Annotated in this window: 16 protein-coding genes and 1 pseudogene; 10 read left to right on the top strand and 7 right to left on the bottom strand. The window is 64.0% G+C overall.

Features of this window, described 5'->3' with window-relative positions; genetic code table 11:
• Positions 1–215, bottom strand: a 215-nt coding sequence (locus tag ACT17R_RS15320; protein WP_444809753.1) for an SDR family NAD(P)-dependent oxidoreductase, incomplete at its 3' end; no start/stop codon positions are given.
• Between the two features lie 128 nt (positions 216–343).
• Here ACT17R_RS15320 and ACT17R_RS15315 point away from each other — a divergent pair.
• From ACT17R_RS15315 to ACT17R_RS15305, 3 genes are all read left to right on the top strand, one after another.
• Positions 344–655 (top strand): ArsR/SmtB family transcription factor, encoded by a 312-nt coding sequence (locus ACT17R_RS15315; RefSeq protein WP_062900914.1) that lies wholly within the window; start codon positions 344–346, stop codon positions 653–655.
• Between the two features lie 229 nt (positions 656–884).
• Positions 885–1,103, top strand: a complete 219-nt coding sequence (locus ACT17R_RS15310) for a hypothetical protein (protein ID WP_444809752.1) — start codon at positions 885–887, stop codon at positions 1,101–1,103.
• Between the two features lie 497 nt (positions 1,104–1,600).
• Positions 1,601–2,602 (top strand): GSU2403 family nucleotidyltransferase fold protein, encoded by a 1,002-nt coding sequence (locus tag ACT17R_RS15305; RefSeq protein WP_444809751.1) that lies wholly within the window; start codon positions 1,601–1,603, stop codon positions 2,600–2,602.
• 250 nt (positions 2,603–2,852) lie between these two features.
• Here ACT17R_RS15305 and ACT17R_RS15300 read toward each other — a convergent pair.
• Positions 2,853–3,935, bottom strand: a pseudogene (locus ACT17R_RS15300) (DUF1254 domain-containing protein); the annotation flags it as partial.
• Between the two features lie 42 nt (positions 3,936–3,977).
• On the opposite strand from ACT17R_RS15300, the gene ACT17R_RS15295 reads away from it, so the two are divergent.
• Positions 3,978–4,298, top strand: coding sequence for a hypothetical protein (locus ACT17R_RS15295; protein ID WP_444809759.1), 321 nt, complete (start codon positions 3,978–3,980; stop codon positions 4,296–4,298).
• Positions 4,299–4,701: 403 nt separating this feature from the next.
• Here ACT17R_RS15295 and ACT17R_RS15290 read toward each other — a convergent pair whose 3' ends face one another.
• Together ACT17R_RS15290 and ACT17R_RS15285 are read right to left on the bottom strand one after the other, a co-directional pair.
• Positions 4,702–6,195 (bottom strand): MFS transporter, encoded by a 1,494-nt coding sequence (locus tag ACT17R_RS15290; RefSeq protein WP_186401625.1) that lies wholly within the window; start codon positions 6,193–6,195, stop codon positions 4,702–4,704.
• 102 nt (positions 6,196–6,297) lie between these two features.
• On the bottom strand, positions 6,298–7,332 hold the full coding sequence (locus tag ACT17R_RS15285; RefSeq protein ID WP_062900909.1) for a LacI family DNA-binding transcriptional regulator: 1,035 nt from the start codon (positions 7,330–7,332) through the stop codon (positions 6,298–6,300).
• Between the two features lie 307 nt (positions 7,333–7,639).
• On the opposite strand from ACT17R_RS15285, the gene ACT17R_RS15280 reads away from it, so the two are divergent.
• The 6 genes from ACT17R_RS15280 to ACT17R_RS15255 all read left to right on the top strand — a co-directional run bounded on the left by ACT17R_RS15280 (position 7,640) and on the right by ACT17R_RS15255 (position 18,911).
• A complete protein-coding gene (locus ACT17R_RS15280) occupies positions 7,640–10,465 on the top strand; it encodes a TonB-dependent receptor (protein WP_186401060.1) in 2,826 nt (941 codons plus the stop codon).
• Positions 10,466–10,539: 74 nt separating this feature from the next.
• Positions 10,540–12,045: a tryptophan halogenase family protein gene (locus tag ACT17R_RS15275; protein ID WP_186401059.1), complete on the top strand. Its 1,506-nt coding sequence runs from the start codon at positions 10,540–10,542 to the stop codon at positions 12,043–12,045.
• A gap of 26 nt (positions 12,046–12,071) precedes the next feature.
• Positions 12,072–13,850 carry an alpha-amylase family glycosyl hydrolase gene (locus ACT17R_RS15270; protein ID WP_234181000.1) on the top strand — a complete coding sequence of 593 codons (1,779 nt, stop codon included), beginning with the start codon at positions 12,072–12,074 and terminating at the stop codon, positions 13,848–13,850.
• A 15-nt stretch (positions 13,851–13,865) separates the two neighbouring features.
• Positions 13,866–15,506 carry an alpha-amylase family glycosyl hydrolase gene (locus ACT17R_RS15265; RefSeq protein WP_444809750.1) on the top strand — a complete coding sequence of 547 codons (1,641 nt, stop codon included), beginning with the start codon at positions 13,866–13,868 and terminating at the stop codon, positions 15,504–15,506.
• On the top strand, positions 15,506–17,548 hold the full coding sequence (locus ACT17R_RS15260) for a glycoside hydrolase family 97 protein (protein WP_186401057.1): 2,043 nt from the start codon (positions 15,506–15,508) through the stop codon (positions 17,546–17,548). Before ACT17R_RS15265 ends, ACT17R_RS15260 begins: the two co-directional genes overlap by 1 nt.
• A gap of 82 nt (positions 17,549–17,630) precedes the next feature.
• Positions 17,631–18,911: a sugar MFS transporter gene (locus ACT17R_RS15255; RefSeq protein ID WP_186401056.1), complete on the top strand. Its 1,281-nt coding sequence runs from the start codon at positions 17,631–17,633 to the stop codon at positions 18,909–18,911.
• Between the two features lie 49 nt (positions 18,912–18,960).
• Here ACT17R_RS15255 and ACT17R_RS15250 read toward each other — a convergent pair whose 3' ends face one another.
• From ACT17R_RS15250 to kdpB, 3 genes are read right to left on the bottom strand one after another with little or no spacing between them, the layout of a single operon-like run.
• The gene (locus tag ACT17R_RS15250) at positions 18,961–19,653 is read right to left on the bottom strand and encodes a response regulator (RefSeq protein ID WP_444809749.1); all 693 of its coding nucleotides are present in this window, start codon (positions 19,651–19,653) and stop codon (positions 18,961–18,963) included.
• A gap of 9 nt (positions 19,654–19,662) precedes the next feature.
• A complete protein-coding gene (gene kdpC / locus ACT17R_RS15245) occupies positions 19,663–20,250 on the bottom strand; it encodes a potassium-transporting ATPase subunit KdpC (RefSeq protein WP_444809748.1) in 588 nt (195 codons plus the stop codon).
• Positions 20,251–20,260: 10 nt separating this feature from the next.
• On the bottom strand, positions 20,261–22,291 hold the full coding sequence (kdpB, locus tag ACT17R_RS15240) for a potassium-transporting ATPase subunit KdpB (RefSeq protein WP_186401053.1): 2,031 nt from the start codon (positions 22,289–22,291) through the stop codon (positions 20,261–20,263).
• Positions 22,292–22,294 lie beyond the last annotated feature (3 nt).

Below are 22,294 nucleotides of genomic sequence, written 5' to 3'. Positions count from 1 at the left end.
GCCCGCTGCGGCCCGGGCTGGGAGGCATCGGCCTGAACGGCAAAGGCGGTGCCGCCCGCGCGCTCGATCGCCGCTACGGTCTCGTCGGCCGCCGCCTTGTTGCCCGAATAGGTGATCGCGACCGCCGCGCCATCGGCCGCGAGGCGCCTGGCGATCGCCGAACCGATACCGCGCGATCCGCCGGTGACGAGCGCTTTTTTGCCCAGAAGTGACATGTGAATTCTCCAATTTTGCCCGCGATCACGGCGTCGTGCGCTGCCGGCAAGGCACAAGATGGATCGCCAATTCTATAGTTCAATATTCCCGAACTATTAAAATTGCGTCGCGGGCCTATATTGCATCTATGCCCCGCTTCACCCATCCCAGGCTGGAAGACGTGCCGCTCGAGCTGGCGCTCCATGCGCTCGCCGATCCCAACCGTCTGGCCATGGTCGCGCGCCTGGCCGGCACCGAGCAGCTGAGCTGCACCAACGCAGCGCCGTGCGACTCGATTCCCAAGAGCACGCTGTCAAACCACCTCAAGTTGCTGCGGGCCGCAGGACTGATTGAGACGACGCAGGTCGGCCGCGAGATGATCAACAGGCTGCGCCGCAAAGAATTCGAGCAACGCTTTCCCGGCCTTTTGGATGCAATCCTCGCCAACCGCCCCGCCTAGCGCAAAGCAAGGCGCCGGTGATCGTCGTCGGACGCTGTCGGACCGCTCGCTCGGGGTTGCCAGTCTCACTTGTACGTTCGCTTCATGCGCGAGACGGAAGCGACCATTCAGCGGCTGGCCAGCATCGAAATTCTCCCGTAAAGCTTGGCATGCTGATTTATGCTGAACCCTTGGTCGACAGAGCCGCTCTCGGCGCGAGGCCGGCATCTGGATTTCGCACGATCCGGCGGTGACCGTTGCGAAAGTCGAGCGGGATGAGCGAGTCGTGAAAAAAAAGCATTCCGAGATCACCGTCCATAATCATGTCCGCGGTGAACAGATGGTCGACTGGATGTCAACGCCTTGGGGTAACTTGGAAATCTCCCGACTGCGGCCCTTCTGCATCCGCCTGCAAGCCGAACATGGCCGCATTATGCTCTGCGACCAGCACCGTGCCCCCATTTCCTGAATTAAGCTCCATCCATATCGGCCCGCGTGGGCTGGTTACGTCGGCCCTGACAGCAAGAGCCGTGCCCTACTTTCTCCCCTTGGATTGTTGTCGACTATTATTCGCCCGTGTTGCGTTGGAGATTCCGCGCTCGACGCCCGAGAGATTCACGACGCTCGTCTCACCCGTTTCGCCGAGCGCTCTTTGCCGGACGAACGCCGCGAGATCCGCGCCCGGGACGGTGGTGCGTTTGCACGCGCCGTTGACGAAACTGCCATATTGCCGGAGCGCACCGAACGCGAGTGAGTGCGTCCTTCGCGGAGCTGCCGGTGCCTCGTCGGTATCAAGGCCCGCTGCACCTGCGCGGCTATCTTTCGCGCGCTGCTTGTCCTGCGATACGGGGGGTATTATGCAGGACAAATGGCGAGTTCACACTATGGATACGCCATTTAAACAGTTGAAAATAGGACAGTTATCCTGCGATTGACACAATCCAAAAATTGCAGGATAATTTTGCGATGGCAATTAGGATCTTCTCCGACGAGCAAGCGCGCGCACTAGTCAATTTGCGTCAAAAGTACGAGGTCTGGGTCGAAGCCGAACGCGGGCTCGCGAAGCTCCCCTATAATCTTGCGCGCAAGGAGGTGGCAGGGCGCGCCTATCTGTACGAGTTGCTCGACCGCCGGGGCAATGCGAAGAGCCTTGGTCCCTGGTCCGATGAGCAGGCCGCGCGCCTTGACGCTTATAAATATGAGAAGGAGACGCTGAAGGCGCGCAGCGCGACAAGCCGGACTGCGCTTGGCGAGAGCGCCGCGATCGCCCGCGCGGTGCGGGTGCCAATGATCGCCAACGAGGCCGGGCCGATTTTGCGCGAGGCCGACCGGCGCGGTCTTCTCGGCGGCGCCCTGCTCGTCGTCGGCACCAATGCGGTCGCCGCCTATGCGCTCGAGGCCGGTGGCTTCATTCCCGAACTTCCGGACGAGACCGCCGATTTCGATCTTGCGTGGGCCGAGACCGATCCACAGCACAATGCGCAGGTCGTCTGGGACCTGTTGAAAGCGGTCGACCCGACCTTCACGGTCAATACCGAGCGCAGCTTTCAGGCGCGCAACGCCAAAGCCTATGAGGTGGAAATATTGGCAGCGCCCTCGCGAGCGAGAACCATGGCGCGGATCGACAGGCCGCAACCCATATCACTTCCCGAACAGGAATGGCTGCTTGAGGGACGACCCGTCGACCAGGTTCTTATCTGCCGCGACGGTAGCCCCGCGCGCATTGTCGCTCCCGATCCGCGCTGGTTCGCGCTTCAGAAGCTGTGGATGTCGAGACAGGCGAAGCGCAACCCGCTGAAGCGCGGCAAGGACCGCAAACAGGGGTTGCTCCTTCTCGATGCCATCGCCGAGGCCATGCCGCATTATCCCCTCGATGACCGGTTCGAGGCTGGCCTGCCCGCAGAGCTCGCGCCCCATTATTGCGAATGGGCCGATCAACGTTCGAAGGGCGAGGCGCCGCGATGGTAGGATTGCGGCGGGCATATTCGGTCCGCGTGATCGAAACGCTTGCTTCCAGTGCGGCGTTGATGAGAAAGTGACCATGGCCGAAGCATTGAGCAGAACGATGCGCCTCGCGCATCGCGTCAGGAACCGGCGCTGGTTTGGCGACGACCTTTTCCAGCGGCGGAACGCGCCAATTGCGTTCGATGAGTTCGGCTCGCGGCATATAGGCGCGCAGCGCGAGGCGCATCGTTCCGCCAGGGGCGGGCAGCCAGTTGGCAGCCATTGCGCCTTCGGGTCGATCGCGTTGGATCAAGATGACGATACTGCCGTCGGCTTCGCGTACCAGCCCTGGTGTCCGGTCCCCGATCGAATAGCGAGCGAGGGGATTTTCGACGAGATAATAGCGCCCGTCCGCCTGTGCATCATACATGGTCAGCGACCAGAAGGCGTCGGCCGGAACGCCGCCGGGCGGCAAGCGCCAGCGGTAGTTGTTGGCGCCGTTCAGCCGCTCGCCGCTGGCATCGATGTTCGCATGGAAATACATCGCCTCCTGCTCGCCCAGCGCGGCGATGCCTCCGAGCGCGATCATCGCGCGCAGATGGTCGTTGGTGCCGAAATCGCCGACGCCCCGCGGCTGATAGCTCCAGCCGTTGACGACCAGGTCGCGGAACAGAAAGCCCTGCCGCAGGCCAGCGATACCCGATGGCAGATAGGCCGCCCAAGCGGCGAGGAGGGCGGGCGAGGGCGGCGGCGCTTCGGCGCCGATGCCGAGCGCCGCGAAGCGTTGGGCGCGCACCAGCTGTCCCGCGCCGCCTTTCGACCGTTTGAGCATTTCATTGACCACCGCGAGGAAATTGGCGGCATCGCTCGCTTCGCGTTCCGCGCGCACGTTGAAGCCCCGCGCCGGCGGCCGGTCGGCGGCAACAGTCGCGCTGATCTGTTGCTGCAACGCTTCCGCGGCAGGAAGGTCGTCCGGTCCATCGACGAGAATGCGCGCGAGCATCCAGGCATCGTTGGTGGTCGATTGCACAAGCCGAACGCCATCGGGCACCTTGCCATTCCAATCGGGGCTGACGACCCAGACCCGCCCGCCTTCGCCGCCCGTCGTACGCGTTTCCAGATAGGCGAAATTGTCGGTGAACGCGTCCATGAACGCGACCGAGAAATAGCGATCGCGCATCGTCGGGATCGACACCTCGACCGGCCCACCCGAAAGCTCAAGAAACAGGGAGGAATAAATGGTGTCGTTGTTGGGGGCGGTGACGTTGCGCGAGCGATAATCGGAGAGCTGCGAGCGCTGCTTGATGCGGTTGAGCGTTCCCGGGCCGCCGACGGATTCGGTTAGCGTCTGTTCCATCCGCGCAAATTCGAACAAGGGACAGGCATAGTTGAAGGCTGCTTGCATGGCGGCATCGCCGGTTCCGGGCTGCGTCATCGCGCGAACGGCAGGCGCGAAAGCCGCGGCGGCGACCGCCAGCGTCGCGGCAAGGCGCAGCAAATGCCGCCGCGCCATCGGCTGGCGATAGGTCTGGATCGTCATCTCTCTCTCCTCAAATCGCGGCGCTGCCGGCTCAGCCGGCTCTTCTTTCGTGCCGGTTCCAAGGGTTCGCGCGGCGTCCGGCGCAGGATCTTGCCCGCTGCATTGCGCGGAATGCTGTCGACTCATCCTGCCGCAGGAGATGAACGCTTCATCGATTTTACGCGCGGCGTGCCAAAATAGCTCGCACAAGCTCACTCAAACTCCGGGCTAAAGGCGGGTATTCTTTAAGAGGCTTACCTGAAAACGATTTCATCAATGCTTTGTGAATTCCCAGTTGGGCCTGCCGCCCCAGCCAGCCGGTGCTGTGCCTCAGCCAAGGGACGGAAAACCCCAGTTTTCTCACTAAGCTGATCAAGGCCGACCCTCGCAGTTGCATCTGAAATCGGGCAGTTCGTCGGCAGCCCGGCTTGTCCGGAAGTCGCCGCGGGGCAGTTCGAGAAACATAGAGGACAACGGCCGCATCGTTGCACGGATACGCTAGTGCAGAGGCTGTCCACGTCATCACGTAACGACCACCACCTGCCTTCCCAAAAAGCCTGATGAGGGCCGGAACATTCGGCCGCGACCCGCAGCAGGGCGGCGGTTATTGGGTGATCGATGCCGTGTCGACACGCGCCATGGCGGCGAGCGCCATCATCAGGGCGAGCGCCGCAAAGGCCATCGTATAGATTGGCTCGCCAGGAAAAAGCGCTTGCATGATCGACCCCATGACTGTGGCGACCAGAAGCTGCGGGATGACGACGAATATGTTGAAGAGACCCATGTAGATGCCGAGCTTTGCCTGTGGCAGGCTCGACGCAAGGATCGCATAGGGCATGGCAAGGACCGAGGCCCAGAAGATACCGATGAAAATTTCACTGAAGATCAGCTGCGTCGGATCTCGCAGCAAAAAGAAACTCGCAAAACCGATCGCGCCGCAGGCCAGCCCCACCATGTGCGTCCGCGCCTGTCCCAGATGGCGCGACAACCACGGCAGCAGCGTCAGAGCGGCAACGGCCGCGACACCGTTATAGATCGCGAACAGCTCGCCTACCCAGTTGCCCGCCGCCTGATAAACCGCACTGGCCGCGTCGGTCGTGCCGAAATGATATTGGGCGACGATCGGCGTGGTATTGATCCACATGATGAACAGCGCAGACCAGCTGAAGAACTGTACCGCCGCGAGCCGCTTCATGAGCGGCGGCATTCCTGCAAAGTCGCCGACGATGCTTGACAGCATGTTCTTTTCATAGCCGCGGCGCGCGAGCGCGATGGCAATCATGCTGGCCAGGCCATAACCGATCAACAGCGTGCCGAGCAGCAGCACCTCGCGCAGCAGCGCAAATTCGAGCTGAATCAGGATGACTGCCAGCCCGGCGGCAATCCAGCCAACGTTGCCGATGTGGCTGCGCGACGCCAGCGCGGGCCCGGTCGGAGCATCGTCTGCATTCGCGGGTTCGAACACAGCCATCTGCGCAGGGGTATATTCGCTGGTCGAAACGACGGTCCACAACACAGCGAGGAACAGGGCCAGTCCGCCAAACCAGAAAGCATAGCGAACCGTATCGGGAATCTGCCCCGGTGGCGCGACATTGGCGACGCCTGCCGCCTCCATCAGCGCCGGGAACAACGAGCCGACGACCGCACCGGCACCGATGAAGGCGGTCTGCACCGCATAACCGATGCTGTGCTGATCCTTGCGCAGCATATCGCCGACGAACGCCCGGAAGGGCTCCATCGAAATGTTGAGCGATGCGTCGAGAACCCACAGCATCATTGCCGCAAACCAGATGGACGGGCTTTCGGGCATGAGGAACAGCGCGATCGTCGCGAGCATGGCGCCGGCAAGGAAATAGGGGCGCCGCCGACCAAGGCGGCCGAGCCAGGTACGGTCGCTCATGTGGCCGATGATCGGCTGGACGAGCAACCCGGTCAGCGGTGCCGCGACCCACAGTCCGGGCAATTTCTCGATATCCTCGCCCAACGATTGGAAAATGCGACTCATGTTCGCATTTTGCAGCGCGAAACCAATCTGGATGCCGAAAAAGCCGAAACTGACGTTCCACATGCCGGCGAAACCCTGCCGCGGCTTTTCCATCATCTCTCTCCCATGGCCGCTGACGGCTGTTGTCGGCAAGACGTGTTGCAGCGGGTGGCGTGCGGGGCAAGCGCGCGGCAACCACGCATACGAATACGTTGACTAAACTGCTGTGCTTTGTCGCCTGATCAACCGGGCGGGCAACATGCGTTGCTCGACCGGTCGCCCGTCGATGCTGGCGAGAAGAGCATCGACAAGGAGCGTCCCTGCGCCCTTCATGTCCTGCATGACCGTCGTGAGCGTCGGTGAGGTCAGGCCAGCGGCGGGAATGTCGTCGAAGCCGATGATCGCGACATCCTGCGGGAGTTTCAGCCCTGCTTCGGAGAGTGCGCGCATTGCGCCGATCGCGATCAGGTCGCTTGCCGCGAAGATCGCGTCGAATCGCTTTCTGCCAGCGAGCAACGACTGCGCCGCGGCATAGCCCGATGCCTCCGAGGATATCGCGTCGCGTTGAAGCGCGGCATCTGGCACGATGTCGGCGGCACGAAGCGCACGGCACAGGCCGGTGTAGCGGTCCTGGAATTCGGGCGCATGGTCCGACGCATCGCCGAGGAAGGCGATCGCCCGGCGGCCTATTTCCACCAAGTGTGCTCCCGCCTGTTCGCCCGCGCCGACATTGTCCGACCCGACCGTCAACCCGATCCCATCGCTCGACACCGAGCCCCAGCGAACGAAATTAGTGCCCATCTCGACCAGATGCTCGAGCTTGCTGAGATACAGCTGATAGTCGCCATAGCCGAGCAGGATGATCCCGTCCGACCGGTGGCTGTCCTGATAGGCGACGTGCCAGTCGTTGTGCATCTGCTGAAAACTGATGAGCAAGTCATATCCGCGCAGCGCACATTCGCGGGTGATGGATCCCAGCATTGACAGGAAGAAGGGGTTGATCATCGATTCGTCAGGCGTCGGATCTTCAAAGAAGAGCAGCGCGAGCGTGTGGGTGCGTTGCGAGCGCAGGCTCGACGCATTCTTGTCGACCATGTAATTCAGTTCGCGTGCGATGCGTTCGATATTGGCCCGGGTCGCAGCGCTGACCGATTTGCTGCCGCGCAGTGCGCGCGAGACCGTCGGCTGCGAGACGCCGGCAAGATAGGCGATGTCGAAACTCGTCGGCTTGACGGAGGGTGGTCGGCCCATGCTGTTCTCCCGGTCGCGGCGCCCTTATCGTTGGTCGCTCAGCGCGTACAAAGTAACCGGCGACCGCGGTCCTGCCAAGATTTTGCAAGTCCCATCGCGCTTCGAACAGCCGCTGTGGCATTTGGGCGACACGTCGGGAATGCGCATATTATGCGTATACGTATACCCTATGGCCCTCGCAGCCGATTGGCCTCAATTGCGAGGGCGAAAGATGGGATCATCCCACGCATCGGAGAGGATAGTCGCGGCTGGCAGCCGCTTCCCCTGATGCTGGGCGCGCGAACCCGTCGAAGCCAGGGGAGCATAGATGACAAACAACAAAAGCCTTCGCCGCGGCGGCAGTGCCCTCGCACTTGGCCTCGCCTCGATTGTCTTCGCGCCGGGCGTCGCCTTGGCACAGGATACCGGCGCTTCGTCTGCGGACGATTCGAGCGGCGAGGGCGAGATCGTGGTCACCGGCTTCAGCGCCAGCCTGCAAAGCGCCGTCAATGCCAAGAAGAACCGCGACCAGGTGGTCGAATCGATTTCGGCCGAGGATATCGGCAAGCTGCCTGACGCCTCGATCGCCGAATCGATCGCTCGTTTGCCGGGCCTGACATCGCAGCGCGTATCGGGGCGCTCGAACGCGATCTCGATCCGCGGTTTCGCTCCCGACTTCTCGACCACGCTGCTCAACGGCCGCGAACAGACCTCGACCGGCGACAACCGCGCGGTCGAATATGACCAGTATCCGAGCGAAGTCATCAATCAGGTGCTCGTCTACAAGACCCCGATGGCGTCGATCGTCGGGCAGGGGCTTTCGGGTACCGTCGACCTGCGCACGATCCGTCCGCTCGACTATGGCAAGCGCGTCATCTCGGTCGGCGGGCGCGGCAGCTGGGCCGAAATCGGCAAGCTGAACGCCGGGTCGAAGAAATATGGCTACCGCGTCAACGGGGTGTACGTCGACCAGTTCGCGAACGACACGCTGGGGATCGCATTGTCGGCGAGCTATGTCGACGAACCCTATCAGATCCAGGAATTCAACGCTTGGGGCTATGCCGGCGACGGTACCGCGGCGAACCCGGTCGTCATCGGCGGGTCGAAAAGCTACGCGACCTCGACCCAGCTGACGCGGCTTGGCCTGCAGGGCACGGTGCAGTGGCGGCCGAGCCCCAATTTCACCTCGACGATCGATGCCTTCTATTCGGACTTCAAGGACGACCAGATCAAGCGCGGCATCGAGCTGCCCCTCGCCTTCGGCGGCGCCGGGGTCAATGTCACCGACGTCGACAGCAGCGGCCAATATGTCTTCGCGCGGTCGGGCACCTTCACCAATGTCGAGGGGGTCGTGCGCAACGACGTCTTCGAACGGCAGGCAAAGCTCTACAGCTTCGGCTGGAACAACCGCTGGGAAGGCGACAACGGCTGGAACGTCACCGCCGATATCAGCCTGTCGAAGACCGACCGCAACGAACTGATCCTCGAAAGCAATGCCGGCACCGGGCGCGGCGCGGGCGTCGGCGCGACCGATACGATCGGCTTCAGCAGCGACCGCAACGGCACCGTGTTCAGCCCCGGCCTGAACTATGGCGACTATGATCTGATCCAGCTCACCAGCCCGCTCGGCTGGGGCGGCGACCAGACCGGTGTCGACGGTACGCGCATCCGCGGCGGCCAGGACGGCTATTACAACAACCGCATCATCAAGGACGAACTCTGGCAATATCGCGTCGAAGTCGAACGCGAGCTCGACGGCTTCCTGAAATCGGTGCAGTTCGGCGTGAACTATACCGATCGCAGCAAGAGCCTGGTTCCCGACGAAGCCTTTGTCGGTCTCGTCGCCAACACCGACGGCCTGACCAGCGTGTCGATCCCCGAACAATATCGCCTCGGCACGACCAACCTGTCCTACCTCGGGCTGGGCCCCGTCGTCAGCTACGACCCGCGCGACCTGCTCGCGGCCGGCATCTACCAGCTGGTCGCCAATCCCTATGGCGACGTCGTGGTCAAATCCTACGACGTGTCCGAAAAGTTGATGACCACCTATCTCCAGGCCAACATCGACCAGGAAATGGGTTCGTCGGTGCTGACCGGGAATGTCGGCGTGCAGGCGATTTTCACCGACCAGAACTCGAACGGTGCGAGCGCCGCCTATATCGGCCAGAATGCGAACGGTTCGCCGAACATCCAGGGCATCCCGCAGCGTGCGAGCACCGACTATGTCGATGTGCTGCCCAGCCTGAACCTGTCGCTGCGCACCGCCAGCGATTTCGTGGTCCGCTTCAGCCTGGCGCGCGAGATCATCCGTCCGCGCCTCGACGACATGCGCGCGTCGCTGAAATATGGCACGACGATCGGCGACGTCGGCAACGGCGTCTGCCCCGTCGGCCGCCAGTGCGCCGTCGTCCGCGGCGACGCGGGCAACCCGGACCTGCGTCCGTGGCGCGCCAATGCCGCCGACCTGACGTTCGAGAAATATTTCGGGTCGAAGGGTTATCTGGCGGTGCAGCTCTTCTACAAGGATCTGAAGAGCTATATCTACAATCAGGACGTCGCTTTCGATTTCACCGGCTATCCGATCCAGGATCCGGGCCTCGACGTGAACGGCAATCCGATCATCGTGAACTATCTGGGCACCGCGAACGTCCCGATCAACGGCAAGGGCGGCAAGCTTTACGGCGTCGAACTGGCGGGTACCTTGCCCCTTGGTGAGCTGGTATCGGCGCTCGACGGTTTCGGCGTGACGGGCGGTGCGTCCTATACGAAGACCAAGATCCAGCCGACGCCGGGTGCGCCGGCCCAGGATATTCCCGGCTATTCGAAATGGGTCGCCAACGGCACAGCGTATTTCGAGAAATGGGGCTTCAACGCTCGCGTCAGCGCGCGCTACCGGTCGAGCTTCATCGGCGAGCTGTCGGGCTTCGGCGGCAATCGTGTCCGTCGCCGCGCCCGCGCCGAGACGATCGTCGATGCCCAAATCGGCTATGACTTCCAGCCGGGCAGCGCGCTCGAGGGGCTGTCGCTCTTCATTCAGGGCCAGAATCTGACGAACGAGCCCTTCGTCACCGACGATCCGCGCGATAGCCGGGCGGTGATCGACTATCAGGTCTATGGCAGCCGCTACCTCGCGGGCGCTTCGTTCAAATTCTGAACCCTCCCTGACGGGGGCGGCCGGGTCGCGCCGCCCCCGTCCTCTTGTTGCGCTACAGGGCAGAGGCTGATCTTATGTCCCCCATGCGGCTAGTTATCATCGGCGGAGGCACGGCAGGCTGGATGGCGGCCGCCTGCTTGCGCCGCTTTTTGCCGGCGGGCTGGTCGGTGTCGCTCGTCGAATCGGACGCGATCGGCGCCGTCGGCGTCGGCGAGGCGACGATCCCGCAGATCCGTCTGTTCAACGCCGCACTCGGCATCGACGAGGATGAGTTTCTTGCCGCGACGCAGGGCACGATCAAGCTCGGCATCGAATTCAACGGCTGGACGCGGCCCGGTCATCGCTACATGCACGCCTTCGGCGCGGTCGGGCGCGGGCTCGGCCTGCTTGAGTTCCATCACTATTGGTTGCGCGCGCGGGCGGCCGGGGTGGCCGAAACGCTCGACCATTATTCTCTCAACGAGCGGGCCGCGTACGCGCGGCGAATGCAGCGCGGCGCGCCGCGCACATCGCCGCATCTGCTCGAGATGCCCTATGCATTCCATTTCGACGCCGCGCTCTACGCTGCCTTTCTGCGCCGCCGCGCTGAAGTGAGCGGTGTCGAGCGGATCGAGGGGAAAGTTGTCGATGTCCGTCTGAATGGCGAGACCGGCGATGTCACCGGCGTCGCGTGCGATGACGGGCGGTCTGTCGAGGGCGATTTCTTCATCGACTGTTCGGGTTTCCGGGGCTTGCTGATCGAGGACGCTCTCGAAACCGGATATGAGGACTGGTCGCACTGGCTTCTCAACAATCGCGCGGTGGCGGTGCCGTGCGCGCACGGCGCCACGCCGCAGCTGCCGTGGACCGGCGCGACGACGCGCGACGCGGGTTGGCAGTGGCGTATCCCGCTGCAGCACCGGATCGGCAATGGTTATGTCTATTCTTCGGACCATGTAACGGACGACGAGGCCGTCGCGACCCTGCTTGCCAATCTCGACGGACCCGCGCAGGCGGAACCGAACCGGCTGCGCTTCGTCAGCGGCAAGCGGCGCCGGATGTGGAACCGCAATGTCGTCGCGCTTGGCCTGGCCAGCGGCTTCATGGAGCCGCTCGAATCGACGAGCATCCATCTGGTGCAGGCCGGCATATCGCGGCTGCTCAAGATGTTGCCATCGGGCGCTGCCGACCCCGCCGTCGCCGCCGAGTTCAACCGGCAGAGCGACTTCGAGTGGGAGCGTATCCGCGACTTCATCATCCTGCATTTCAAGGCGACCGAGCGCCGCGACACGGCCTATTGGCGCGACCGGGCAGAGATGCCGGTTCCCGACACGCTCGCGGCGAAGATCGAGCTGTTCCGCGCGCAGGGGCTCATCTTCCGCGAGCATGAGGAGCTGTTCACCGAATCGGGCTGGCTGCAAGTGCTGGTGGGGCAGGGGATTGCGCCGCGCGCGTGGCATCCGCTCGCCGATGGGATCGGCGCCGACGACCTCGCGCGCTATATGGCCGGCGTCGCGGCGATGGTCGAAGCGGAGGTCGCGCAAATGGCGAGCTATGACGATTTCCTTGCGGCGACCTCGCGCGCGGCGGTGGCGGCGTGATCCGCGGGCTCGCCGCGCTTGCGCTGATGTTGGCGCCGCTTCCGGTGCTGGCGCAGGCCGGCCTCGCCGACGTCCGCGCGCGTCCCGCGACCGAAGAAGTGATCTATTTCGTCCTGCCCGACCGGTTCGAGAATGGCGACCCGCGCAACGATCGCGGCGGACTGACGGGCGACCGGCTCGCAACCGGTTACGATCCGTCGGCCAAGGGCTTCTACCACGGTGGCGATCTTGCCGGGCTGACGAAGCGGCTCGACTATATCCAGGGGATGGGCGCGACCGCGATCTGGTTCGCCCCCATCTTCAAGAACAAGCCGGTGCAGGGACCCAAGGGCGACGAAAGCGCTGGTTATCACGGCTATTGGGTGACCGATTTCACGCGCGTCGATCCGCACTTCGGGACCAATGACGAATTCCGGGCCTTCGTCGACGCGGCGCACGCGCGCGGGATGAAGGTCTATATGGACATCATCACCAACCACACCGCCGACGTCATTCGCTACACCGAAGGCGACGGGACGGGGTATCGCTATCGCAGCCTTGCCGATTATCCCTTTTCACGGCGCGGCGGTGCCGGCGGCGCGGCGATCAATCGGGGTTTCGTCGGCGACGGTGATCGCTCGCCCGAAAACTGGGCAAAGCTGACCGATCCATCGTTCGCCTATACGCCCGTCGTGCCGCAGGGCGAGGAAAAGGCCAAGGTGCCGGCGTGGCTGAACGACCCGATCTATTATCATAATCGCGGCAACAGCGACTGGGTTGGCGAGTCTGCGCTCTATGGCGATTTTGCAGGGCTAGACGATCTCGCGACCGAGGATCCGAAGGTCGTGCAGGGCTTCATCGACATCTATGGCCGCTGGATCGACGCGTTCGGGATCGACGGATTCCGCATCGACACCGCGAAGCATGTGAACCCCGAATTCTGGCAGGCCTTCGTGCCCGCGATGCTGGCGCGGGCGAAAGCGCGGGGGATTCCGAATTTCCACATCTTCGGGGAAGTCTATAACGACGCGGTCGACCCCGGATCGCTGGCGCGCCACACGCGCGTCGCGGGATTGCCAGCGGTGCTCGACTTCAGCTTTGCGCGCGCGGTGATCGATGCGGTCGGCGGAACAACCGGAACCGCCGTGTTCGAACGGCTGTTCGATGGCGATGTGCTGTACAAGGGCGGGCCGGCCGCGGCGCTGCAACTCCCGACCTTCCTCGGCAACCACGACATGGGCCGCTTCGCGATGTTCGTGAAGCAGGCAAACCCCGGTGCGAGCGCCGACGACCTGCTGAAGCGCGTGATGCTGGGCCATGCCATGCTGCTGACGCTGCGCGGTGTCCCGACGATCTATTATGGCGACGAGCAGGGCTTCGTGTCCGACGGGGGCGACCAGCTCGCGCGCGAGGACATGTTCGCCTCGACGGTCGACGTCTATAACGACAACGATCTGATCGGCACCGATGCGACCACGGCGTCGGCTAATTTCGACCCGGCGCATCCGCTCTACCGCGAGATCGCGGCGCTTTCGGCTATCCGCCGCAAGACGCCCGCGCTGCTGCACGGGACGACGAAGCTGCGCGCCATTTCGGAAAAGCCGGGCTTGCTCGCGGTCTCGCGGTTCGATCCCGACTCCGGCCGCGAAGTGCTACTGGCGTTCAATACGTCTGCAACGCCCGTCTCGGCCAATATTGCCATCGACATGAAAAGCGCGGCCTTTACGTCGCTCCTTGGCGACTGCCCGGCGCACGCCGCCGCACCGGGCAGCCTGTCCCTCACTCTCCCCGCCTTCGGCACCGCCATATGCCAGGCCAACGAATAAGCGGAAAAACGACGCGTGACGACGAACCATAGCCTTGCCAAACAACCGCACGCCGTCGCCGACGCCGACCTGCCGTGGTGGAAGGGCGCGGCGATCTACCAGATTTATCCGCGCAGCTTTGCCGATTCAAACGGCGACGGGATCGGCGATCTGGCCGGCATCACCGCGCGGCTCGATTATGTTGCCTCGCTGGGTGTCGATGCAATCTGGCTGTCGCCCTTCTATCCCTCGCCAATGGACGATTTCGGATACGACATTGCCGATTATTACGGCGTCGATCCGATCTTCGGGACGCTCGACGATTTCGACGCGCTCGTCGCGCGCGCGCACGCGCTGGGTCTGAAGGTGACGACCGACCTTGTCTTTGCACACACGTCGGACCGGCACGACTGGTTCGCGACCAGCCGCGCGAGCAGGGATAATGCGATGGCCGACTGGTATGTCTGGGCCGATGCGAAGCCCGACGGCTCGCCGCCGACTAATTGGCAGTCGGTGTTCGGCGGTCCGGCATGGACGTGGGACGCGCGGCGCGGCCAATATTATATGCACAATTTCCTGGGGACCCAGCCGCAGCTCAACGTCCACAACCGCGCGGTGCAGGATGCGTTGCTGAACGTGGTCCGCTTCTGGCTCGACCGCGGCGTCGACGGGTTCCGCATCGACGCGATCAATTTTGCGATGCACGATCCCGAATTGCGCGACAATCCGCCGGCGCCGCCGTCGAACAAGGTCCGCACCCGGCCGTTCGATTTTCAGCTGAAAATCTACAACCAGTCGCATCCCGACATCCCGCTGTTCCTCGAACGCATTCGCGCGCTGACCGACGAATATGGCGGCAGCTTCACCGTCGCCGAGGTTGGCGGCGACGATGCGGTGCGCGAGATGAAGCTGTTCACCGCGGGCGACCGGCGCCTGAACAGCGCCTATGGTTTCGACTTCCTCTACGCCGACCGGCTGACGCCGAAGCTCGTTCGCGAAGCTGCCGAGCAATGGCCCGACGCGCCGGGTATCGGCTGGCCGAGCTGGGCCTTTGAAAACCACGACGCGCCGCGCGCGGTGTCGCGCTGGACGCCCGCCGGCGTCGATGCCGCCGCCTATTCGCGCATGAAGATGGCGCTGCTGTGTGCGCTGCGCGGCAACATCATCATCTATAATGGCGAGGAACTGGGGCTCGATCAGGTCGATATCCCGTTCGAGATGGTCAAGGATCCCGAAGCGCTGAAGAACTGGCCGCTGACCCTGTCGCGCGACGGCGCGCGGACGCCGTTGCCGTGGGCGGGGGATGCGGCGCATGCCGGATTTTCGTCCGCCAGTCCGTGGCTGCCGCTGGGTGACGCGCACGCCGGCCTCGCGGTGGACCGGCAGGATAGCGACCCCGCGTCGCTGCTCAACCTGACGCGGCGGCTCGTCGCGCTGCGGGCAGCGCATCCCGCGCTCCGTCACGGCCGCGACGGCGGCTGGGTGGCCGAAGGCGACCTGCTGGTCTTCGACCGCGTGACCGGAGGCGAAACGATCCGCTGCCTCTTCAACCTCGGCGGGGAGTCCATTGACATTGCCGCGCAGCATCGCGGCGGAACGCCGATCGTGGCGATCAATGGGGCCGACGCCGACACCTTGCCGCCTTGCGGTGCCCTCTGGATCCGGATCGAACATTGATGTCCATGCTTCGCCTTGCCCCGCTCGCGCTTCTCGCCGCGTCACCCGCCGTCGCGCAGGAGGCGCCCGCGTCGGTCACCGCAACCTCGCCCGACGGTAGCCTGGTGCTGACCGTCGCGACCGACAACGATCAGCGGCCGACCTGGTCGCTGTCGCGCAAGGGGCAATTGCTGTTCGCGCCGTCGAAGCTCGGCTTCCTGCTCACCGACGGGATCGGCCTCCAGCGCGGCTTCGCGATCGATGGCATCGAGCGCGCGAGCGCTGACAGCCGCTGGGAACAGCCTTGGGGCGAACGCCGCTTCGTGCGCGACCACCACAACGAACTGCTCGTTCGCCTGCGCCAGAACGAAAGCTGGGGCGGCCATGCGATGAACGTCCGCTTCCGCCTGTTCGACGACGGCATCGGCTTTCGCTACGAGCTCCCCGAGCAGGCGGGGCTCAAGACCGCGAAGATTGCCGACGAAATCACCGAGTTCGACCTGGTGCCCAAGGGCACGGCGTGGTGGATCACCGCCGGCGAGTGGAACCGGTACGAGCAAATCTATCAAAAGACGCCGGTCGATGCCGTCGCCACCGCACACACCCCGATGACCGTGCGGCTCGACGACGGGACGCATCTGTCGTTCCACGAGGCAGCGCTCGTCGACTATTCGGGGATGTGGCTGAAGCGCGCCGAAGGGCAGAAATTCCGCGCCACGCTGGCACCCTCGTCGAAGGGGCCGCGCGTCGTGCGCGACCTGCCGTTCGCGACGCCATGGCGCACGATCCGCATTGCGGACAGCGCGGCGGGGCTGGTCGAAAGCGACCTCGAGCTCAATCTCAACGAACCGAACAAGCTGGGCGATGTCAGCTGGTTCAAGCCGATGAAATATGTCGGCATCTGGTGGGGCATGATCCGCGGCGATTGGACCTGGGCCGAGGGGCCGAAGCATGGCGCGACAACCGAGCGCACGAAAGCGACGATCGATTTCGCAGCCAAGCACGGCTTCGGCGGCGTGCTGGTCGAGGGCTGGAACAAGGGCTGGAACGGCAACTGGTTCGGCCACGGCGACGAGTTCAGCTTTACCGAGGCGACTCCCGATTTCGACCTGAAGGCGGTTACCGACTATGCCCGCGCTAAGCATGTCCAGCTGATCGGACACCATGAAACCGGCGGGAATATCAAGGTTTACGAGGCGCAGCTCGACGATGCGATGAAGCTGTACGGCCGGCTCGGCGTCGGGACGGTCAAGACCGGCTATGTCGCCGACGCGGGCGGCATCATCGCGCCGGGCGACACCGCCGACAGCGTTGCGATGGAGTGGCACGACGGCCAGCGCCAAGTGCAGCATCATCTGAAGGTCGTCCAGACCGCCGCCAAATATCATGTGGCGGTCGATCCGCACGAGCCGGTGAAGGACACCGGCCTTCGCCGCACCTATCCCAACTGGGTCGCACGCGAAGGCGCCCGGGGCATGGAATATAATGCCTGGGGCGCCTTCGCAAACGGCCCCGATCACGAACCGACGCTCGTCTATACGCGGATGCTGTCGGGGCCGATGGACTTCACGCCAGGGGTCCTCAGTCTCGAGGGTGCGAACCATGCGCCGCTGGCTTCGACGCTGGCGAAGCAGCTCGGCCTCTATCTCGCCATCTATTCGCCGATCCAGATGGCGGCCGATTTCCCCGAAACGCTGGAGAAGTTTCCGCGCGAGCTCGATTTCATCTCGACAGTGCCGGCCGACTGGTCGGAAAGCCACCTGATCGCGGGCGAGGTCGGGGATTATGCTATTTTCGCGCGCAAGGACCGCAACAGTGCTGACTGGTATGTTGGCGGCGTCAACGATGCGACGGCGCGGACGTTGACGCTGCGCTTCGACTTTCTGGAACCGGGCAGAACCTACGTCGCGACGATTTATAAGGACGGCGACGGCGCCACTTATCTGACCGATGCGCGGCACAGCATCGCATACGACAGGATCAAGGTGAAAAAGGGTGATAGCTATACCCTGTGGCTCGCGCCCGGCGGCGGCGCCGCCATGCGCCTTGCCGCGGGTAAATGATACGCGTCCTGATTATGGCCGACCCTACGGATCGCGATAACGACATCACCTATCGTCGATAGGACTATTTTGGAGAAGCAGGATGGCCCATACGCCCGCCCCGACCAGCGCCGGGGATGCAGGAACGGAAGCTTATGTCGACGCACCGGAGCTGCGGCTGTTCGTGATGGGGCTGTTCTTCATCTTCGGGGGGATCACGTCTCTGAACGACGTGATCATTCCGAAGCTGAAGGAGCTATTCACTCTCAACTACACGCAGGCAATGCTCGTACAGTTCTGCTTCTTCACCGCCTATTTGCTCATCGGGATACCGGGGGCGAAGCTTGTCAAGAAGATCGGCTATATGCGCGGTGCGGTCGCGGGCCTGCTTACGATGATGGTAGGCTGTCTCCTGTTCATTCCGGCATCGCAGAATGCGACCTATGGCCTGTTCCTGCTTGCGCTGTTTGTCCTCGCGAGCGGGGTGGTTATCGTGCAGGTCGTTGCCAATCCGCTGATCTCGCTGCTTGGTAAGCCTGAGACAGCGCACAGCCGCCTGACCTTCGCACAGGCGTTCAACTCGCTGGGTACCACGCTGTTCCCGGTCGCAGGGTCGACGCTTATCCTCGGCGGTCTGGCAAAAGTGAGCGCCGATCAGCTATCGGGCGCCGAGCTCGACGCCTATCGCACTTCCGAAAGCCTCGCGATTGTGCATGGCTATCTCGGCATTGCGGTCGCGCTTGCGGTCGTGGCGGCGACCGTGTGGATGTTCCGCAAGCGCCTGAAGGGCGAGCGGCATGAGGCGAGTGCCGCGCTTGCGGGTTTTGACCTGCTAAGGCGTCCGCGTTTCGGCTTCGGCGCTCTCTGCATCTTCCTATATGTTGGCGCTGAAGTGTCGATCGGGTCGTTGATAGTCAGCTACCTGATGCAGGGGCACGTCCTGGCCCTGCAGGAACAGGCGGCGGGCAAGCTCATCGGACTCTATTGGGGCGGCGCGATGGCTGGGCGTTTCATCGGATCGGCAGTGATGCGCGTCATCAGTCCGGGCAAGCTGCTCGCCTGGGTCGCGGTCGGCGCGATCGCGCTGATCCTTGTCTCCACCAGCACGACCGGTGCTCTGTCGGGCTACAGCCTGCTTGCCATAGGCCTGATGAACGCGATCATGTTCCCGACGATCTTCAGCCTCGCTTCCGAAAAGCTCGGTCCCCGCGCTGCCGACGGGTCAGGGATCATCAATATCGCGATCTTTGGAGGTGCCGTGGTCCCGCTCGCGACCGGTGCAATCGCGGACCTCACCGGGCATCTTGGGCTCGCGCTGCTCCTTCCCGCCGCTTGCTATGCCGTCATCGCTGCCTTCGGCCACTATGCTCGGCGGCCGGCATGACGGCATCGCATTTGCCGGGGCAAAAGCTGACTGTCCGAAATCGGCCAAACTAGGTCCGCAGCCGGTACCCCACGGCCAGTTCGTTGACGATCCGCTTCGGTTGCGACGGATCTTCTTCCAGTTTCTGGCGCAGTCCGCGGACGACGATCCGCAGATATTCCACGCGATCGGCCTGGGCCGGACCCCACACCGAGGTCAGCAATTGGGTGTGGCTCAGGACGCGGTCGGGGCGGCGCGCAAGTTCGGCCAGGACGCCATATTCCTTCGGGGTCAGATGAACCTCCTCGGCGCCGCGAAAGACGCGGCGGTGCGCAAGGTCTATTCGCAGCGCGCCCGCCTCGACAACGGTGGGTTCCTCGCCGGACGCGGACGCGCGCTGGTGGCGCAGCGCCGTGCGGATCCGGGCGAGCAATTCCTCGGTATCGAAGGGCTTGGTGACATAGTCGTCGGCGCCCAGATCCAGCGCCGTCACCTTCTCGACACTGTTTTCGCGCGCCGATACGACGATCAGCGTGGCGTTCGAGCGCAGCCGCAGCGGCTCGATCAATTCCAGCCCGTCACGATCGGGCAGGCCGAGATCGAGCAGCACGACATCGGGCCGTTCGATGTCGAACAGGGCCATCGCCTGCCTGGCGCTGTCGGCTTCGATCACCTGATGACCGGCGCGCTGCAGCGTGGCCTGCAGCAGCCGCCGGATATGGGCATCGTCCTCGATGATCAGGATTTTTGCCGGGGGCACCATCCGGCCAGCCTATTTCGTCGGGAAGCGCGCGTCGAGTGCCCGATTGAGCATCAGCACGTTGACGCGCCTTTCGCCAAGGATGCCTGCGAGCGGGTGTTCGACAGATGCCTCGACCAGTGACCGGAGGCTGGCGTCGTCGATGCCGCGCGCTTTCGCCACGCGCGCAATCTGGAAAAAAGCCGCCTCGGGGCTGATGTGGGGGTCCAGCCCCGAGGCGGAGGTCGTCACCAGGTCGGGCGGGACAGGGCGGCCCGGTGCCGTTGCAGTGAGCGCCTTGACGTCGGCGGCGACGCGATCCGCAAGCGCTTTGCTCGCCGGACCGAGATTCGACCCCGAGGAAGCGGCGGCATCATAACCAACGGCGCCGGCGGCCGAGGGGCGCCCGTGGAAATAGGCGTCGGCCAGGAATCGCTGGCCGATCAGCTTCGACCCCACGATCTTTGAACCGTCGCGGACGAGGCTGCCATTGGCTTGCTCCGGAAAGACGAGCTGGCCCATAGCCGTCAGCGCAAGCGGATAGACCAGCCCGAGGAGGAGAGCGAAAAGCGCGGTCAGCACGAGCGCGGGACGAAGGGCGGATTTGAGTTCGGAAAGCATGGAATTGTCCTTACGCAAGCTGGAGGCCGGACACGGCGAGGTCGATCAGCTTGATGCCGACGAATGGCGCGACCAGTCCGCCTAGGCCGAAGATCGAAAGATTGCGCGCGAGCAACGGGCCGGCAGGCATCGGCCGGTAGCGCACGCCCTTGAGCGCAAGCGGGACGAGGCACGGAATGATCAAGGCGTTGAAGATGATCGCCGACAGTACCGCGCTTTCGGGCGTGGCAAGGCGCATGACGTTGAGAACGCCGAGCTCAGGATAGAGAAAGACGAAGATCGCCGGGATGATCGCAAAATATTTGGCGACATCGTTAGCGACCGAAAAGGTCGTCAGCGCGCCGCGCGTCATCAGCAATTGCTTGCCCAGGCCCACAACCTCGATCAGCTTGGTCGGATCACTGTCGAGATCGACCATATTGCCCGCCTCGCGCGCCGCCTGCGTGCCGGTGTTCATCGCGACGCCGACATCGGCCTGCGCCAGCGCGGGGGCGTCGTTGGTGCCGTCGCCGCACATGGCAACGAGCCGTCCCTCGGCCTGCTCGCGGCGAATGAGGGCAAGCTTGTCCTCGGGCGTCGCTTCGGCCAGGAAATCGTCCACCCCGGCTTCGGCGGCGATCGCCGCGGCCGTCAGCGGGTTGTCGCCCGTAATCATGACGGTGCGGATTCCCATTTTGCGCAATTCGCCGAAGCGTTCGCGAACGCCCGCCTTCACGACGTCCTTCAGGTGGATGGCGCCGAGCAGACGTCCGTCCCTGACCACCGCGAGCGGCGTGCCGCCGGCGCGCGCAACTTCGTCCGTTATGCGGCGCAACTCCTGCGCGGCAGGCGAGGATACGGTGTCGGGGTGAGCCTTGAAGATCGAATCGACCGCGCCCTTGTGGATCGTCACCTCGGCGACCGTGACCCCCGAAAGGCGCGTTTGCGCGGTGAAGGGGATGACGTCGGACCCGACCGGAAGCGCCACCACGCGGATCGCATAGCGTTCGCGCGCAAGCGTCACGATCGAACGGCCCTCGGGGGTTTCGTCGGCCAGGCTGGCGAGTAGTGCGGCCTCCGCCAGAGTCTCGTCATCGACGCCCGCCAGCGCGCGGAACTCGCTGGCCTGGCGGTCGCCGATCGTGATCGTGCCGGTCTTGTCGAGCAGGAGAACATCGACATCGCCTGCGGCCTCGACGGCCCGGCCCGACTTGGCCAGCACGTTGAAGCGCACGAGGCGGTCCATTCCGGCAATCCCGATGGCGGAGAGCAGTGCCGCAATGGTCGTCGGGATCAGCGTGATGAGCAGGGCCGCGAGCAACGCGACCGGGATCGATCCGTCGGCATAGGACGCGAAGCCCGGAATGGTCGCGACGGCGATCAGGAAGATGATGGTCAGCCCGACGAGCAGGATCGTCAGCGCAATCTCGTTGGGCGTCTTGCGCCGCTCGGCGCCTTCGACGAGTGCGATCATGCGGTCGAGAAAACCCTGGCCCGGCTCGGCAGTGACGCGCACCTTGACGCGGTCGGAGATGACGCGCGTGCCGGCTGTCACGGCGCTACGATCGCCGCCGGCCTCGCGGATCACGGGGGCGCTTTCGCCGGTGATCGCCGCTTCGTTGACCGATGCGACGCCTTCGATCACCTCGCCGTCGGCGGGGATGAGGTCGCCCGTCTCGACCAGCACGATCTCGCCCTTTTCGAGCTGGCTTGCGGCGACGATTTCATAAGTCTCGCCGACGCCGAGCATCAGCTTGGCGCGCAACTCGGCCTTCGTTGCGCGAAGCGAGGCCGCCTGGGCACGCCCGCGTCCCTCGGCCAGGGCTTCGGCAAAGGTGCCGAAAAGCACGGTGAGCCAGAGCCAGGCGACGAGCTGGATTTCGAAACCCAGCGACAGGCCGGGGTCGCCGAGCGCGAGCAGCACCGTCAGGAGCAGGGCAACGCAGGCGGTGGTGAACATCACCGGGTTGCGCATCAGCTCGCGCGGATTGAGCTTCCTTACCGCATCACGCATCGCCGGAACGACCAGTGCGGGGCTGAACATCGAGGTTGGAGTCGTCATGTT

This window comes from Sphingopyxis sp. Q841, assembly GCF_052384365.1.
In the GTDB taxonomy this organism is placed as follows: Bacteria; Pseudomonadota; Alphaproteobacteria; order Sphingomonadales; family Sphingomonadaceae; genus Sphingopyxis; species Sphingopyxis terrae_A.
The sequence above is the reverse complement of the archived record's forward strand: the minus strand, read 5'-3'. Positions and strand labels throughout refer to the sequence as shown.

What these genes read in the sequence shown, in the direction of transcription:
- ACT17R_RS15275 (WP_186401059.1), top strand. Translation starts at nt 10,540, where the DNA reads ATGTCCCCCATGCGGCTAGTTATCATCGGCGGAGGCACGGCAGGCTGG.
- kdpC (WP_444809748.1), bottom strand. Translation starts at nt 20,250, where the DNA reads ATGCTTTCCGAACTCAAATCCGCCCTTCGTCCCGCGCTCGTGCTGACC.
- ACT17R_RS15280 (WP_186401060.1), top strand. Translation starts at nt 7,640, where the DNA reads ATGACAAACAACAAAAGCCTTCGCCGCGGCGGCAGTGCCCTCGCACTT.
- ACT17R_RS15270 (WP_234181000.1), top strand. Translation starts at nt 12,072, where the DNA reads ATGTTGGCGCCGCTTCCGGTGCTGGCGCAGGCCGGCCTCGCCGACGTC.
- ACT17R_RS15285 (WP_062900909.1), bottom strand. Translation starts at nt 7,332, where the DNA reads ATGGGCCGACCACCCTCCGTCAAGCCGACGAGTTTCGACATCGCCTAT.
- ACT17R_RS15250 (WP_444809749.1), bottom strand. Translation starts at nt 19,653, where the DNA reads ATGGTGCCCCCGGCAAAAATCCTGATCATCGAGGACGATGCCCATATC.
- ACT17R_RS15315 (WP_062900914.1), top strand. Translation starts at nt 344, where the DNA reads ATGCCCCGCTTCACCCATCCCAGGCTGGAAGACGTGCCGCTCGAGCTG.
- ACT17R_RS15290 (WP_186401625.1), bottom strand. Translation starts at nt 6,195, where the DNA reads ATGGAAAAGCCGCGGCAGGGTTTCGCCGGCATGTGGAACGTCAGTTTC.
- kdpB (WP_186401053.1), bottom strand. Translation starts at nt 22,291, where the DNA reads ATGACGACTCCAACCTCGATGTTCAGCCCCGCACTGGTCGTTCCGGCG.
- ACT17R_RS15305 (WP_444809751.1), top strand. Translation starts at nt 1,601, where the DNA reads ATGGCAATTAGGATCTTCTCCGACGAGCAAGCGCGCGCACTAGTCAAT.
- ACT17R_RS15260 (WP_186401057.1), top strand. Translation starts at nt 15,506, where the DNA reads ATGTCCATGCTTCGCCTTGCCCCGCTCGCGCTTCTCGCCGCGTCACCC.
- ACT17R_RS15255 (WP_186401056.1), top strand. Translation starts at nt 17,631, where the DNA reads ATGGCCCATACGCCCGCCCCGACCAGCGCCGGGGATGCAGGAACGGAA.